This is a genomic window from Micromonospora fiedleri, assembly GCF_016774385.1.
Lineage (GTDB): Bacteria > Actinomycetota > Actinomycetes > Mycobacteriales > Micromonosporaceae > Micromonospora > Micromonospora gifhornensis.
Genome location: NZ_JAETXL010000004.1, coordinates 423,785 through 439,660, shown reverse-complemented (window position 1 = coordinate 439,660; position 15,876 = coordinate 423,785). Strand labels below are relative to the sequence as shown.

The 15,876-nt window shown below is 68.6% G+C and carries 12 protein-coding genes; 7 read left to right on the top strand and 5 right to left on the bottom strand.

Annotation, left to right across the window (positions count from 1 at the left end):
• Positions 1-16: 16 nt before the first annotated feature.
• From yidC to rpmH, 4 genes are read right to left on the bottom strand one after another with little or no spacing between them, the layout of a single operon-like run.
• Positions 17-994, bottom strand: a complete 978-nt coding sequence (gene yidC / locus JMF97_RS13015) for a membrane protein insertase YidC (RefSeq protein ID WP_203221798.1) — start codon at positions 992-994, stop codon at positions 17-19.
• Complete coding sequence (yidD, locus tag JMF97_RS13010) at positions 995-1,234, bottom strand: membrane protein insertion efficiency factor YidD (RefSeq protein ID WP_204292969.1); 240 nt, start codon at positions 1,232-1,234, stop codon at positions 995-997.
• 44 nt (positions 1,235-1,278) lie between these two features.
• Positions 1,279-1,692 (bottom strand): ribonuclease P protein component, encoded by a 414-nt coding sequence (gene rnpA / locus JMF97_RS13005; RefSeq protein WP_203221796.1) that lies wholly within the window; start codon positions 1,690-1,692, stop codon positions 1,279-1,281.
• Positions 1,693-1,726: 34 nt separating this feature from the next.
• Positions 1,727-1,864, bottom strand: a complete 138-nt coding sequence (gene rpmH, locus JMF97_RS13000) for a 50S ribosomal protein L34 (protein ID WP_007073824.1) — start codon at positions 1,862-1,864, stop codon at positions 1,727-1,729.
• Between the two features lie 645 nt (positions 1,865-2,509).
• Here rpmH and dnaA point away from each other — a divergent pair.
• The 5 genes from dnaA to JMF97_RS12975 all read left to right on the top strand — a co-directional run bounded on the left by dnaA (position 2,510) and on the right by JMF97_RS12975 (position 8,884).
• A complete protein-coding gene (gene dnaA / locus JMF97_RS12995; RefSeq protein ID WP_203221795.1) occupies positions 2,510-4,333 on the top strand; it encodes a chromosomal replication initiator protein DnaA in 1,824 nt (607 codons plus the stop codon).
• A 764-nt stretch (positions 4,334-5,097) separates the two neighbouring features.
• Complete coding sequence (dnaN, locus tag JMF97_RS12990; RefSeq protein ID WP_043722439.1) at positions 5,098-6,231, top strand: DNA polymerase III subunit beta; 1,134 nt, start codon at positions 5,098-5,100, stop codon at positions 6,229-6,231.
• A 38-nt stretch (positions 6,232-6,269) separates the two neighbouring features.
• Positions 6,270-7,142 carry a phosphogluconate dehydrogenase (NAD(+)-dependent, decarboxylating) gene (gene gnd, locus JMF97_RS12985; RefSeq protein ID WP_013736609.1) on the top strand — a complete coding sequence of 291 codons (873 nt, stop codon included), beginning with the start codon at positions 6,270-6,272 and terminating at the stop codon, positions 7,140-7,142.
• Positions 7,143-7,158: 16 nt separating this feature from the next.
• Positions 7,159-8,292, top strand: a complete 1,134-nt coding sequence (gene recF, locus JMF97_RS12980) for a DNA replication/repair protein RecF (protein WP_203221794.1) — start codon at positions 7,159-7,161, stop codon at positions 8,290-8,292.
• On the top strand, positions 8,282-8,884 hold the full coding sequence (locus JMF97_RS12975; protein ID WP_203221793.1) for a DciA family protein: 603 nt from the start codon (positions 8,282-8,284) through the stop codon (positions 8,882-8,884). The genes recF and JMF97_RS12975 overlap by 11 nt, the downstream gene beginning before the upstream one ends.
• 14 nt (positions 8,885-8,898) lie before the next feature.
• Here the strand turns inward: JMF97_RS12975 and JMF97_RS12970 are convergent, their stop codons facing one another.
• Positions 8,899-9,480, bottom strand: a complete 582-nt coding sequence (locus JMF97_RS12970) for a hypothetical protein (RefSeq protein ID WP_013736612.1) — start codon at positions 9,478-9,480, stop codon at positions 8,899-8,901.
• Between the two features lie 541 nt (positions 9,481-10,021).
• On the opposite strand from JMF97_RS12970, the gene gyrB reads away from it, so the two are divergent.
• Together gyrB and gyrA are read left to right on the top strand one after the other, a co-directional pair.
• Positions 10,022-11,968, top strand: coding sequence for a DNA topoisomerase (ATP-hydrolyzing) subunit B (gyrB, locus tag JMF97_RS12965; RefSeq protein ID WP_203221792.1), 1,947 nt, complete (start codon positions 10,022-10,024; stop codon positions 11,966-11,968).
• Between the two features lie 128 nt (positions 11,969-12,096).
• Entirely contained in the window at positions 12,097-15,876 is a 3,780-nt protein-coding gene (gyrA, locus tag JMF97_RS12960) for an intein-containing DNA gyrase subunit A (protein WP_203221791.1), read from the top strand.

The following is a 15,876-nucleotide window of genomic DNA, read 5'->3' as shown; positions in this document are numbered from 1 at the left end:
CGACGGCCCGGACGGTTCAGCCCTGCCGCTTGGCGGGGCGGCCCTTCTTCGGGTTGGCCGGCTTGGCACCCGGCTTCGGGCCGGCGACCTTCGGCGTGGCCGGCTTGGTCGGTGCCGGCGCGGGCTTGCTACGGCCGAACAGGCCGCTGGTCTTCGCCGGCTGAGCGCCGGTGCCCGGCTTGCTGGTGGCGGTCACCGGCGGGGGGAACTTGCGCAGCACCCACTGCTGCTGGCCGAGAGTGAAGAGGTTGTTGGTGACCCAGTAGATGATCACACCGATCGGGAAGATCGCGCCGGAGATCAGCAGCGACAGCGGGATGCCGTAGAGCATCAGGCGCTGGATCATCCGCTGCTGCGGGTCCTCCGCCCAGCCCGTCTTGAGGATCATCTGGCGACTGGTGAGGTAGGTGGTGCCCATCATCACCAGCACCAGGATGCCGGCCATGATCTTGACGGTGGTGCCGTTCGCACCCAGCTGGGCCAGCTCCGCCGCGGTCGAACCGAACTTGCTGGCGATCGGGGCGGTGAACAGCGTCGCGTCCGAGGCGCTGTTGAACTGCTCGACCGACCAGCCGTAGATGTCCTTGTTGCTCTTCGCCGGGTCCGGGTTGAGGCGGCGCAGCACGTGGAACAGGCCGAGGAACACCGGGATCTGGAGGAACATCGGAAGGCAGCCCATCAACGGGTTGGCCTTTTCCTTCCGATAGAGCTCCATCATTTCTTTCTGGAGCGTCTCCCGGTCGCCCTTGTGCTTCTCCTGCAGGGCCTTGACCTGCGGCTGAAGCGCCTGCATCGCCCGCTGCGACTTGATCTGCTTGACGAAGATCGGGAAGAGGATCACCCGGACGGTGACCACCAGGAAGATGATGGCGAGGATCCACGACCAGTTGGTACCGAGGACCGCGGTCTCCGGGACCCCGATGGCGTCCCAGGCCGAATGCCAGGCCAGCAGGATCCACGAGATCGCGTAGTAGATCCAGTCGAGACTAAACACTCAGGCTCCAGTCACGTCGGCAGCTCGGCGGTCGCCCGGCACCGGCACCGGGTCGTATCCACCAGGATTGAATGGATGGCAGCGCGACAGCCGCCGGACCGTCAGACCGGCTCCCCGAAGCGCGCCATGTCGGGTTACCGCCTCCAAGGCGTACGCACTGCACGACGGGTAGAACCGACAGCGGGCCGGCAGCGCCGGACTTATCCACCGACGGTACGCGATAATAGGAAGGGCCAGCATCCGGGCACCGAGGGTAGCCGGACGACCCACTTTCGGTTCGGTGTTCACCGTCGCCGTCCCCGGCTGGTCCGAGCGGCCCGCAGCGCGTCGCTCAGGTCAGCACCGAGCCGCTGGTACGTGGCCTCGGCGGCAGCCGGCAGGGCCCGTACGACGAGGGTGCTTCCGGCCGGCAGCTCCGACAGCCGCTCCCGGACCAGATGCCGCAACCGACGGCGGACCTTGTTCCGGACCACTGCCGGCCCGACGGCCTTGGAAACCACGAAACCGGCACGGGACGTCGGCGCGGAGTTCTCCTCCGTGCCGCCCCGCACCGGTTCCGGCGCTACGTCTGGGGTGCCTCCGGTTGTGTCCGGCACTGTCAGGTGCACGACCACCGTGCCCCGACCAGCCCGACGGCCACTGCGGACCGCTGCGGCGAAGTCGTTGCTGCGCCGCAGTCGCTGCGCGGCTGTCAGCACGACTGCCAGTCCCCGGGAGCGGGCCCGGTCGGCCTCAGGCCGACAGGCGGGCGCGACCCTTGGCGCGACGGGTCGAAAGGATGGCGCGGCCGGCCCGGGTGCGCATACGCAGCCGGAAGCCGTGGGTCTTCGCGCGCCGGCGGTTGTTCGGCTGGTAGGTGCGCTTGCTCACGTCAGGCTCTCCGTTGTCGGACGGCCACGGCATCAAACGCCGAGGTCGTGGTGGTCCAGGCCGCCGCGCTGGCGGCCTCGATCGGTGCTGCCCGGACGGTGCGACGAGCGCACACTCCGCGGCATCTCAAGAACACCGGGAGCCCCCACAGGCAGCGAGCACCCATCACCCTAGCAGAGGGCGTGAGAGCAGCCCCTCCAGCGTAGGTCGGGGTGCAATCACCGTCAAACCGACCGACCCGTACGGTTTACCTGCGGTGAAGTACGACCGAAGCGGTGGATTTCACTGATGCCGACAAGGCACCAGGCGCGTCGACGGTTGATGATGCGGCGACAACGCTGTTACCGTGCCCGATTGCGGTCAGCGTCTCCAGGTCCGGATGTCGCCGGCAGGGCAAGACCGGACACGGTGGTGAATCGTTCGGCACGGTGAACCCCGCTTCAGCACCCGGCCATGGCAGGGGTAGGTCCGACCCATGCCCGGCAGGCGGCCACAATCGGTCGGCACACAGGCTGTGGATAACTTGTGGAGAACGACCGGGTGGGACGACGGGTGGGTTACCGGTCACACCTACCCGGCACTGGACCTCCGGATGGCCGGGGGGACGGCGGCATCCGGGAGCAGAGGCGAGGGGGTGGCACGACGGTGGCCGGTACGACCGACCTTGCCGCGGTGTGGACGGCGACCACGGATGAACTCGCCGACGAGATCATCTCTGCACAGCAGCGGGCGTACCTGCGGTTGACCCGGTTACGGGCCATCGTCGAGGACACCGTGCTGCTCTCCGTGCCCGACGCCTTCACCCGAGACGTGATCGAGTCGCGCCTGCGGCCGGCCATCACCGAGGCGCTCACCCGTCGGCTCGGCCGACCGATCCAGGTAGCGGTCACCGTTCGGCTACCCGAGGACGGCCGTACCGAGGGCACCGTCTACCACAGCGCCGCAGAATCCGGGCCGGCCGTACACGACGGCGGCCCGGTCGATTACGCAGGCCCGGCCGAGTCGGGGGCGACCACCGACGACCGCCAGCAGCTTCCGCTCATTCCCGAGCAGCACCACCCCCACCGGTTCGACCGACCCGTACCGGAGACTCCGCACGTCGCCGACGGCGGTCCGCGTACCGGCCCGCCCGTGGCCGACGGTCAGGAGACCCTCTTCGGCGCGGCGTTCGTCGAGCCCGGCCGTTCGGGTGGGGAAGCGCGGCGGCAACCCCAGCGACTCGGCTTCGCCGACCAAGCCGGCCAGCTGGATCCGCCGAACCCCGGCCCGCGCGGGTTCGCCGGCCGGTACGGCGACGACCCGGGAGTCTCCCCCCGCGACCAGCACGTGATCCGCTCGCTGCCCGGCGACGGTGGGGGCACCGACAGCGGTCCCGGTCGCAGCGGCGCGGACCATCGCAGCCGGGACGACCGGCGACTGCCCGCCGGCGCGGACAGCGGCGGCAACCGGCTCAACCCGAAGTACATGTTCGAGACGTTCGTCATCGGCTCGTCCAACCGGTTCGCCCATGCCGCCTCCGTCGCGGTGGCCGAGTCACCGGCGAAGGCGTACAACCCGCTGTTCATCTACGGCAGCTCCGGGCTGGGCAAGACCCACCTGCTGCACGCCATCGGGCATTACGCCACCACGCTGGGCAACGCCCGCTCGGTCCGGTACGTCTCGACCGAGGAGTTCACCAACGACTTCATCAACTCGCTGCGGGACGACAAGACGAGTGCGTTCCAGCGCCGCTACCGCGACGTCGACATCCTGCTGATCGACGACATCCAGTTCCTGGAGAACCGCGAGCGGACCCAGGAGGAGTTCTTCCACACCTTCAACACGCTGCACAACGCCAACAAGCAGATCGTGATCACCTCCGACCGCTCGCCGAAGCAGCTCGCCACGCTGGAGGACCGGCTGCGGACCCGCTTCGAGTGGGGCCTGCTGGCCGATATCCAGCCGCCCGACTTGGAGACCCGGATCGCGATCCTGCAGAAGAAGGCGGCGCAGGAGCGGCTGTACGCGCCACCGGACGTGCTGGAGTTCATCGCCTCCCGGGTGTCGAACTCGATCCGGGAGTTGGAGGGGGCCCTGATCAGGGTCACCGCCTTCGCCAGCCTGACCCGCTCCAGCGTCGAGCTGTCGCTGGCCGAGGAGGTGCTCCGGGACTTCATCCCGGACGGCACCGGCCCGGAGATCACCGCCGACCAGATCATGGTCTCCACCGCCGACTACTTCGGCGTCAGCCTGGAGGATCTGCGCGGCCACTCCCGCTCCCGGGTGCTCGTCAACGCCCGTCAGGTGGCCATGTACCTGTGTCGCGAGCTGACCGACCTGTCGCTGCCCCGCATCGGTCAGGCGTTCGGTGGCCGGGACCACACCACCGTCATGCACGCCGACCGGAAGATCCGGCAGCAGATGGCCGAGCGGCGCTCGCTCTACAACCAGATCGCCGAGCTGACCAACCGGATCAAGCAGAACACCTGAGGCGTACGCGCCCGTACGAGCCCGGCTGGGACCACCCGGCCGGGCTTTCTGGTGCCCGGCGGGTTGACTCTCGACGAGGTGTAGACCACAGCATCGAGGCCGTGACCACGCAGGTTCCCACTCGTTGTCCACAGCTCGTCACCCACAGGCTGTGGACAACCACGCACTGCATATGGCCAGTTACCCACAGGCTGTGGAGAAAAGCTGGGGACAACGTTGTGGACGCCTGTGGACGCCTGGGGACAGCCGTTCGCTCTGTCCACCGCGGACGACCCACCTGTGGGAAAGCTGTTGAAGGTTCTGGGGAAAACCGGCGACGCGACGGCCACCCCGATCCACAGGGCTGGGGAGAAAGTCGGTGGATAACCGGTGGATAACCAGTGGACAGCGGTGGACAACTGGGGACACCGAACCCGCCTGTGGACCGAGGGCCCAGTTGTACCCCGGGTTCTCCACAGCAAAACCACCGGTGGATAACGCGCTGACCTGGGCAGACGAGGGTTCTCCACAGTTTGCACAGGTGCGATGAAGACGATGAGTTATCTCTTCTGAAAGAACGAAAACCAATCATCACCGTTGGACTTCCTGTGGATCGTTCGATTGCTGCCGAACTCAGTCGTCAGCACCGACACGATCCACGGGGTCGGACGCACAGCCGATACCCACGCGCCCTAAGGTGCGAGGGGTACCGCACGCCAGGCGGGTCGGTGGGCAGCGGCCGGCATGAGAGAGTTGACGACGTCGACGTCGACGCGGAGGCATTGATGAAGTTCCGAGTGGAGCGCGACGCGCTCGCCGAGGCCGTGGCCTGGACCGCTAAGAGCCTGCCCAACCGGCCGTCCGTACCGGTGCTGGCCGGCGTGATGCTCCGTGTCACCGACGGCACCCTGCAGGTGTCCGGCTTCGACTACGAGGTTTCCAGCCAGGTGACGGTGGAGGTGCAGGGCGACGCCGACGGCGCCGCGCTGGTCTCCGGTCGCCTGCTGGCCGAGATCACCAAGGCACTGCCCGGCAAGCCGGTGGACATCGCCGCAGTCGGCGCGCACCTCGAACTGGTCTGCGGCAGCGCGCGGTTCACCCTGCCCACCATGCCGGTGGAGGACTACCCGACCCTGCCGGAGATGCCGGAGAGCGCCGGCACGATCGACGCCGCCGCCTTCGCCGCCGCCGTCGCCCAGGTCGCCGTCGCGGCCAGCCGCGATGAGACGCTGCCGATGATGACCGGCGTACGCGTCGAGCTGTCCGGTGGCACCCTGTCCATGCTCGCCACCGACCGCTACCGCCTCGCCCTGCGCGAGATGGAGTGGAACCCGGACGACCCGGAGATCAGCATCAACGCGCTGGTGCCGGCCCGCACCCTCAACGACACCGCCAAGGCACTCGGCCCGGTCGGCGGCCAGGTCACCATGGCCCTGTCCCAGGGCGCAGCCGGTGAGGGCATGATCGGATTCTCCGGCGGCACCCGACGCACCACCAGCCGCCTGCTCGACGGCGCCAACTACCCGCCGGTGCGCTCGCTCTTCCCCGCCAGCCACAACGCCGAGGCCCGGGTGCCGGTCAGCACCCTCATCGAGGTCGTCAAGCGCGTCGCCCTGGTCGCCGAACGCACCACCCCCGTGCTGCTCAGCTTCAGCGCCGACGGGCTGGTCGTCGAGGCCGGCGGCACCGAGGAGGCACGGGCCAGCGAGGCGATGGAAGCCACCTTCACCGGCGAGCCACTCACCATCGGCTTCAACCCGCAATACCTCATCGACGGGCTGGCAAACCTCGGCGCGCAGTTCGCCGTGCTCCAGTTCGTCGACGCCTTCAAGCCTGCGGTCATTTCCCCAGCTGGCGAGGATGGCGAGCTCATCGGTGGGTACCGGTACCTCATCATGCCGATCCGCGTATCCCGCTGATCGCAGAGAACCAGCACCCCACGAAAGGTAACGACGAGATGCAGCTCGGCCTGGTAGGCCTCGGTCGGATGGGCGGCAACATGCGCGAGCGACTGCGCGCCGCCGGACACGAGGTGGTCGGTCTTGACCACAACGCGGAGCTGAGTGACGTCGCGAACGCGTCGGAACTGGCCGAGAAGTTGGCGGCCCCCCGCGCGGTCTGGGTGATGGTGCCCGCCGCCGTCACCGACGCCACCATCGACGAACTGGCCGAGGTACTCGGCGAAGGCGACATCATCATCGACGGCGGCAACTCGCGCTTCAGCGACGACGCCCCGCGAGCCGAACGGCTCAACGAGCGCGGCATCGGCTACGTCGACGTGGGTGTCTCCGGGGGCGTCTGGGGCCGGCAGAACGGCTACGGCCTGATGGTCGGCGGCTCCCAGGAACACGTCGACCGGCTCATGCCGATCTTCGAGGCGCTCAAGCCCGAGGGCGACTTCGGATTCGTGCACGCCGGCCCGGTCGGCGCCGGCCACTACGCCAAGATGGTGCACAACGGCATCGAGTACGGCCTGATGCACGCCTACGCCGAGGGCTACGAGCTGATGACCGCCTCCGAGCTGGTCACCAACGTGCCCGGCGTGATCAAGTCCTGGCGGGAAGGCACCGTCGTACGGTCCTGGCTGCTGGACCTGCTCGACCGTGCGCTCGACGAGGACCCGGAACTGGCCCAGCTGACCGACTACACCGAGGACACCGGCGAAGGCCGCTGGACGGTCGACGAGGCGGTCCGCCTCGCCGTACCGCTGCACGTCATCACCGCCTCGCTGTACGCCCGGTTCGCCTCCCGCCAGGACGAGTCGCCGGCCCTGAAGGCCGTCTCCGCGCTGCGCCAGCAGTTCGGCGGCCACGCCGTCCGCAAGCGCTGACCGGCACCCGGCCCCCGTGTACGTCCGCCGGCTCGAACTGGTCGACTTCCGCTCGTACGAGCGGGTCGGTGTCGACCTCGAACCGGGGCCGAACATCCTCATCGGCGCCAACGGCGTCGGCAAGACCAACCTGGTCGAGGCGCTCGGCTACGTGGCGACCCTGGACTCGCACCGGGTCGCCACCGACGCCCCGCTGGTGCGGATGGGTGCCACCGCAGCGGTGATCCGCTGCGCGGTCGTACACGAGGGCCGGGAACTGCTCGTCGAGCTGGAGATCGTGCCCGGCAAGGCCAACCGGGCCCGACTCGGCCGATCCCCGGCCCGCCGCGCCCGCGACGTGCTCGGCGCGCTACGGCTGGTGCTCTTCGCCCCGGAAGACCTCGAACTCGTCCGAGGCGACCCCGCCGAACGCCGCCGCTACCTCGACGACCTGCTGGTGCTGCGCCAACCCCGCTACGCGGGCGTACGCGCCGACTACGACCGGGTGGTCAAACAACGCAACGCGCTGCTGCGTACCGCGTACCTGGCCCGCAAGACCGGCGGCACCCGCGGCGGTGACCTGTCGACGCTCGCCGTCTGGGACACCCACCTCGCCCGGCACGGCGCCGAACTGCTCGCCGGCCGGCTGGAACTGGTCGCCGCACTCACCCCACACGTGGCCAAGGCGTACGACGCGGTGGCCGCCGGGCGCGGCGCGGCCGCAATCGCCTACCGGCCGTCGGTCGAACTGATCGAGCCGACCACCGACCGGGAAACCCTCGCCAAGGTGCTCGCCACCGCCCTGGAGGAGCAGCGCTCCGCCGAGATCGAACGCGGCACCACGCTGGTCGGCCCACACCGCGACGATCTCACCCTCAACCTCGGCCCACTACCCGCCAAGGGGTACGCCAGCCACGGCGAATCCTGGTCGTACGCGCTCGCGCTCCGGCTCGCCGGCTACGACCTGCTCCGCTGCGACGGCATCGAACCCGTCCTCGTCCTCGACGACGTCTTCGCCGAGTTGGACGCCGGCCGCCGCGACCGACTCGCCGAACTGGTCGGCGGGGCGAGCCAACTCCTGGTGACCTGCGCGGTCGCCGACGATGTACCCGACGCCCTCCGCGGTGCCCGGTACGAGGTGTCGGAGGGAACGGTGCGACGTGCCGGATGAGTCGACGAACCCCCGCAACGGCGGCGACCGGGCCGCAGCCCGACGTCCGGCGTCCGGCAACCCGGCCGACGCGAAGACCCCCGACGTACCGGACGGGGTCACCGGACCGGAACTGGCGCGCGCGGTGCTCGACGCGGCGAAGGCCAGACGGGCCGCGACCGCACGACCCCGCCGCCCGACCGACGGCACCGGCGGTGAACGGCGACTGCGCGGCTACTCCGGCCCCGGACCCGACCCCCGCGACCCGCAACCCCTCGGCGCGGTGCTCAACCGGCTGGTCAAGGCGCGTGGCTGGCAACAACCCGCCGCCGAGGCGACCGTCTTCGGTGCCTGGGAGAAGGTCGTCGGGCCGGAGGTGGCCCAGCACAGCCGCCCGGTCAAGTTGGAAAACGGCGAACTGACCGTGGAAGCCCGCTCCACCGCCTGGGCGACCCAACTGCGGCTGCTCGCCGGCTCACTGCTGCAACAGATCGGCCGTGAGATCGGCCACAACGTCGTCCGCAGACTGCACATCCACGGCCCGGCCGCGCCGTCCTGGTCCCGAGGGCCCCGCCGCGTACGCGGTCGAGGCCCCCGAGACACCTACGGCTGACCCGGACCGCCGAACTACGACTGGGCGGCCCGCCGCGGCGCCGCCGACTCGGCGTACACGGCGAAGCCCCGGTCGGCACAGCGCCGGTAGAAGGCCGCCACCACACTCAGCTCCGCACAGGTGAAGGTCCACTGCGGCGCGGCTCCGCTGTCGTCGCGCAACGCCTCCAGCCGGCTGTCCAGCCAGCGCAGCTGCTGCTCGGCCAGGCGGCCGTCGGACAACAGCGAACGAAGCACCACACCGACCGACTCGAAACTGACCGCCTCACCGTGCGGCCGGTGCGCGGCCACGAACCGCTCGATGCCGCTGGCGATCCAGGCGCACCCGTCCGGGTCGATGACCGGGTCCTCGTCCTCCGCCGCCGCCTCGGTGGCGTAGAGCACCCCGTCCAGACCGAGGATCAGATCCACCACCTCGGTGTACGCGGTGGCCCGCACGGTGCCGGTCTTCGCGATCAGCTCCGCGAGCGCAGCGGTCGGGGCCGAGATCCCCGGCACATCGACGATTTCGCCGAAGTCGACGAACTCGGCCGGTGCGACCGGGTCGTAGAAGCGGCCGGTCCGCGGCCACTGGACCGCGACGTTGTCCAGCCCCATCTGCTGTCCACCTCTCCACAAGCACAGGTCGAGTCGATCGGGTCGATCGTCCGGTTCCGACCGGAAAAGATCAAGGCCGACCGTTGACCCGTGTGCCGGAAAACGCCCGCCGTGGACGGTACCGGCTCACTCTCGGCGACCGTCGGACCCCCGGCCTGGATCGCCGTCACGCGGCAGATCGGCTGATCATGCCTTGGCGTGTAGGGGGAGTCGCAGACGGCGCGGTTCGGCCCGCTACGTGAATCTGAGCCGCCGCGAAGGGGTGCCGAGTGGTGGTTCTATCGCCCGCGCACAGTAAGATTGGTGTGAGACGAAGACCCGGTGCGGAGCGACGCTTCGTGGGCCCGGTGCGGGCCCCCGAACATTGTCCGACTCGGGTCGAGCCGATCGCGATCCGCGGGCAACCGCGGCGACCGGCGCGTTCGACCCGTACTCGGAAATTGTCCCAGGTACCGGTCCGCGTGCCGACGTCGCGCCCTGTCCGCCGAACCCGCGCTCGACGTGCCTGACGGCACGCTCGGGTGCGAGAAAGTGGCCGAGGGTGGCAGCGCAGGAAAATCAGCAGTACGGGGCCGAGTCGATCACCGTCCTCGAAGGGCTGGAGGCGGTCCGCAAGCGGCCCGGTATGTACATCGGCTCCACCGGCGAACGCGGTCTGCACCACCTGGTGTGGGAGGTCGTCGACAACGCGGTGGACGAGGCCCTGGCCGGACACTGCGACACCATCGACGTGGTGCTGCTCGCCGACGGCGGCGTCCGGGTCACCGACAACGGCCGTGGTTTCCCCGTCGACCTGCACCCCAAGCTCAAGAAGCCGGGTGTCGAGGTCGCGTTGACCGTGCTGCACGCGGGCGGCAAGTTCGACGGCAAGGCGTACGCCGTCTCCGGCGGCCTGCACGGCGTCGGCGTCTCCGTGGTGAACGCGCTCTCCACCAGGATGGCCGTCGAGATCCACAAGGACGGCTTCGTCTGGCGGCAGCAGTACGACCACTCCAAGCCGAGCGCGCTGGACAAGGGCGAGCCGACCGACCGCACCGGCTCGGCGGTCTCCTTCTGGCCCGACCCGGACGTCTTCGAGACCACCGACTTCGACTTCCAGACCATCTACCGGCGCCTCCAGGAGATGGCCTTCCTCACCCGCGGCCTCACCATCCACCTGCTCGACGAGCGGGTCGCCGAGGGCGAGGACGGCAAGGTTCGTGAGGTCACCTTCAAGTACGACGGCGGCATCGCCGACTTCGTCCGGCACCTCAACGCCTCGAAGAGCCCGATGCACAAGACCGTGATCGAGTTCGGTGCCGAGGAAGAGGGCATGTCGCTCGAGATCGCCATGCAGTGGAACGAGTCGTACGGCGAATCGGTCTACACCTTCGCCAACAACATCAACACCCACGAGGGCGGCACCCACGAGGAGGGCTTCCGCGCCGCGCTGACCAGCGTCGTCAACCGGTACGGCGCCGACAAGAAGCTGCTCAAGGGCGACGAGAAGCTCTCCGGCGAGGACATCCGCGAGGGCCTCGCCGCGATCATCTCGGTCAAGCTGACCAACCCCCAGTTCGAGGGTCAGACCAAGACCAAGCTCGGCAACACCCCGGTCAAGAGCTTCGTCCAGCGGGTCTGCAACGACCGGCTGGTCGACTGGCTGGACCGCAACCCCGCCGAGGCGAAGATCATCATCACCAAGGCGTCCCAGGCCGCCCGCGCCCGCATCGCCGCCCAGCAGGCCCGCAAGCTGGCCCGCCGCAAGTCGCTGCTGGAATCCGGCTCGATGCCCGGCAAGCTGGCCGACTGCCAGTCCACCGACCCGCGCGAATCCGAGGTCTTCATCGTCGAGGGCGACTCGGCCGGCGGCTCGGCCAAGCAGGGGCGTGACCCGCGTACCCAGGCGATCCTGCCGATCCGCGGCAAGATCCTCAACGTGGAGAAGGCCCGCATCGACCGGGTGCTGAAGAACAACGAGGTCCAGGCGCTGATCACCGCGCTGGGCACCGGCATCCACGACGACTTCGACATGGAGAAGCTGCGCTACCACAAGGTGGTGCTGATGGCCGACGCCGACGTCGACGGTCAGCACATCCAGACGCTGCTGCTCACCCTGCTGTTCCGGTTCATGCGCCCGCTCGTCGAACTGGGCCACGTCTACCTCGCCGCCCCGCCGCTCTACAAGATCAAGTGGAACAAGAAGGGCGACGACGCCCAGTACGCGTACTCCGACCGGGAACGCGACGGGCTGATCGCGCTGCGCCAGCAGAAGAAGCCGAACGCCAAGCCGGACGACATCCAGCGGTTCAAGGGCCTCGGCGAGATGAACTACCCGGAGCTGTGGGAGACCACGATGAACCCGGCCACCCGTACCCTGCGCCAGGTCACTCTGGACGACGCCGCCACCGCCGACGAGTTGTTCAGCGTGCTGATGGGTGAGGATGTCGAGGCTCGCCGCTCGTTCATCCAGCGCAACGCCAAGGACGTCCGCTTCCTGGACATCTGACGGGCCCGGCGGCCGACCGGAGCTGATCCGAGCCGGCCGCCGGTCCACAGAGTTATCCACAGGTTGACCGCTATCCACAGCTGTTATCCACAGCACAAAAACGACTCTGAGTCTGATAAGGGTAAACAGTGACCGATTCCCCCGAGTCCACACCCAACGAGCCCGAGGTCCCCGAGGCGCTGGCCGCCGTCGTCTCGCACGACCGCATCGAGCCGGTCGGGCTCGAGGTGGAGATGCAGCGCTCCTACCTCGACTACGCGATGAGCGTGATCGTCGGGCGGGCACTGCCGGACGTCCGGGACGGGCTCAAGCCGGTCCACCGCAAGATCCTCTACGCCATGTTCGACTCGGGCTACCGGCCCGACCGCGGCTACGTGAAGTGCTCCCGGGTCGTCGGCGACGTGATGGGCCAGTTCCACCCGCACGGCGACTCGGCCATCTACGACGCCCTGGTCCGGATGGCCCAGCCCTGGTCACTGCGCTACCCACTGGTCGACGGCAACGGCAACTTCGGTTCGCCCGGAAACGATCCGGCTGCCGCCATGCGTTACTGTCTGACCGCAGATGTCCGTATTCGTACCGCTGGTGGCAGCGTGCGGATCGGGGACGTGGTGCCGGGCGCGGCGTCGAGCAGCGAGACCGACATCGACCTCAAGGTCCGCGACCGCAACGGCGACCTGGTCCGGGCGTCGAAGTTCTTCCACTCCGGCGAGCACCCGACGCTTCGGCTGCGCACCCGCGAGGGGTACGAGCTGACCGGCACCCACAACCACCCGGTGCTCTGCCTGGTGGACGTGGCCGGCGTGCCGACCCTGCTCTGGAAGCTGCTCGCCGAGATCTCCCCGGGCGACCGGGTGGTTCTGCAGCGCAGCGTGCCCGACGAGATCGGCTACCCGATGCTGGAGCACGTCGAGGCGGCCGTCCTCGCGGGCGCCTTCGTCAGCGAGGGTTGGGTCTCCGAGAACCGAGCCGGCTTCAACAACGTCGACCGCGAGTTCTTCATCCGCGTCCTGGCGGCCTACGACCTCGCCGTCGGCGGTCCTCGGTACGTCGCCGAGCGGGTCATCGCCTCCGGGAGCGTCCTGCACGAGCTCGACATCCAGGATCTGTCCGCGCTGCGGGTCAGCATCCTCGGTGAGATGGTCGGTGCGCGCAGCGCGGACAAGTTCGTGCCGGAGTTCGTCTGGCAGGGACCGGCCGCGGTCAAGCGGGCCTTCCTCCAGGCCCTCTTCGAGGGGGACGGCTCCTCCTCGCTGCTGCCCCGCAACACCATGCAGATCTCGTACTCCACCCGCAGCGAGCGGCTCGCCCGCGAGGTGCAGCAGCTGCTGCTGGAGTTCGGCGTCGTCAGCCGGCAGTGCCGGTACGACAACGGTGAGATCAAGGTCGTGGTGACCAACCGCCGCGACGCCCGGATCTTCGCCGCCCACGTCGGCTTCCTCGGTCGCAAGCAGGCCAAGCTGGAGCCGGAGCTGGCCTCGGTGCCGGCCAGCAGCACGGCGCTCTCCAGCGACCACGTGCCGCTGGTCGGTGACTTCATCCGCGAGCACGGCGCCAGCCGCTGGACCGAGCGGGACTGGCTGCGCCGGCACAACGTGGACCGGATCGAGCGCTGGGAGCGGGACCGCGACGAGATCGCCGCCCGGATTACCAACACCGAGGTGCTCGACGTGGTCGAGCCGTTGGTCGACGGGCGCTTCTACTACGCCGAGGTGGCCGAGGTCGCCGACGCGGGCGTGCAGGCGGTCTACAGCATCCGGGTGGACACCGACGACCACTCGTTCGTCTCCGACGGGTTCGTCAGCCACAACACCGAATGCAAGCTCGACCCGCTGGCGATGGAGATGCTGCGGGACATCGACGAGGACACCGTCGACCTGCAGGACAACTACGACGGCCGGGCCAAGGAGCCCACCATCCTGCCGTCGCGGATTCCGAACCTGCTGATCAACGGTTCCGAGGGCATCGCGGTCGGCATGGCCACCAAGATCCCGCCGCACAACCTGCGGGAGATCGGCGCGGCGGTGCAGTGGTGCCTGGAGCACCCGGAGGCGGACGAGGCCACCACGCTCGAAGCGCTGCTGGAGATCGTCAAGGGCCCGGACTTCCCCACCCACGGTCTGATCGTCGGCCAGTCGGGCATCCAGGACGCGTACCGGACCGGTCGTGGTTCGATCCGGATGCGCGCGGTGGTCGAGGTCGAGGAGGACAAGCGCGGGCGCCCGGCGCTGGTGGTCAGCGAGCTGCCGTACCAGGTGAACCCGGACAACCTGGCCGAGCGGATCGCCGAGCTGATCAAGGAGGGCAAGCTCGCCGGCATCGCCGACATCCGGGACGAGTCCTCCGGGCGTACGGGTATGCGGATCGTGCTCGTGCTCAAGCGCGACGCGGTCGCGAAGGTGGTGCTGAACAACCTCTACAAGCACACCCAGCTCCAGGAGACCTTCGGCGCGAACATGCTGGCGCTTGTCGACGGGGTGCCGCGCACGTTGAACCTGGCGCAGTTCATCCGCTACTACGTCGAGCACCAGATCGAGGTGATCCGGCGGCGGACGGCGTTCCGGCTGCGTAAGGCGGAGGAGCGGGCGCACATCCTGCGCGGTCTGTCCAAGGCGCTGGACGCCCTGGACGAGGTGATCGCGTTGATCCGGCGTTCGCCGACGGTGGAGGACGCGCGGCAGGGTCTGATCCGGCTGCTGGAGATCGACGAGATCCAGGCGACCGCGATCCTGGACATGCAGCTGCGCCGGCTGGCGGCGTTGGAGCGGCAGCGGATTCTCGACGATCTGGCCAAGCTGGAGCTGGAGATCGCCGACCTGAAGGACATCCTGGCCAAGCCGGAGCGGCAGCGGCGGATCGTCTCGGAGGAGTTGGGCGAGATCGTCGCGAAGTGGGGCGACGACCGGCGTACGAAGATCATTCCGTTCGACGGCGAGGTCTCGATGGAGGACCTCATCGCCCGCGAGGACGTGGTCGTCACGATCACCCGGACCGGGTACGCCAAGCGGACGAAGGTCGACCTGTACCGCTCGCAGCGGCGTGGCGGCAAGGGTGTGAGCGGTGCGACGCTGCGGCAGGACGACATCGTCAGCCACTTCTTCGTCTGCTCGACGCACGACTGGATCCTGTTCTTCACCAACAAGGGGCGCGTCTACCGGGCCAAGGCGTACGAGCTTCCTGAGGCCAGTAGGGTGGCGAAGGGTCAGCACGTGGCGAACCTGCTCGCCTTCCAACCGGACGAGCAGATCGCGCAGATCATCGAGATTCCGAACTACCAGGTGGCTCCCTATCTGGTCCTGGCGACGAAGAACGGCCTGGTGAAGAAGACGCGGCTTGAGGAGTTCGACTCCAACCGGTCCGGCGGCATCATCGCGATCAACCTGCGCGATGAGGACGAGCTGGTCGGTGCTGCGCTTGTCGGTCCCACCGATGATCTGCTGTTGGTGTCGAAGAACGCTCAGGCGATCCGGTTCAACGCGACCGATGAGGCGTTGCGGCCGATGGGTCGGGCCACCTCGGGTGTGATCGGCATGCGGTTCAGCGATGATGATGAGTTGTTGGCCATGGAGGTCGTCCGGGAGGGCCTGGACGTTCTGGTGGCCACGAACGGTGGATACGCGAAACGTACCCCGATCGAGGAATACCCGGTGCAGGGCCGGGGAGGTAAGGGTGTGCTGACTGCGAAGATCACCGAGCGGCGCGGTGGTCTGGTCGGTGCTGTGGTGATCGACCCGGACGACGAGCTGTTCGCCATCACCAGCAACGGTGGCGTCATCCGGACTCCGGTGAAGCCTGTACGCCGTACGCGTGACCGGAACACAATGGGGGTCAAGCTGATGGACCTTCCGGATGGCGTGACTATCGTGGCGATTGCTCGCAATGCCGACGAGCCTGACGAACAGGACTAG

Bases quoted from the DNA above. Each gene is read 5' to 3' on its own strand.
- yidD (WP_204292969.1), bottom strand. From the start codon at position 1,234: ATGCTGGCCCTTCCTATTATCGCGTACCGTCGGTGGATAAGTCCGGCG.
- dnaN (WP_043722439.1), top strand. From the start codon at position 5,098: ATGAAGTTCCGAGTGGAGCGCGACGCGCTCGCCGAGGCCGTGGCCTGG.
- gnd (WP_013736609.1), top strand. From the start codon at position 6,270: ATGCAGCTCGGCCTGGTAGGCCTCGGTCGGATGGGCGGCAACATGCGC.
- JMF97_RS12970 (WP_013736612.1), bottom strand. From the start codon at position 9,480: ATGGGGCTGGACAACGTCGCGGTCCAGTGGCCGCGGACCGGCCGCTTC.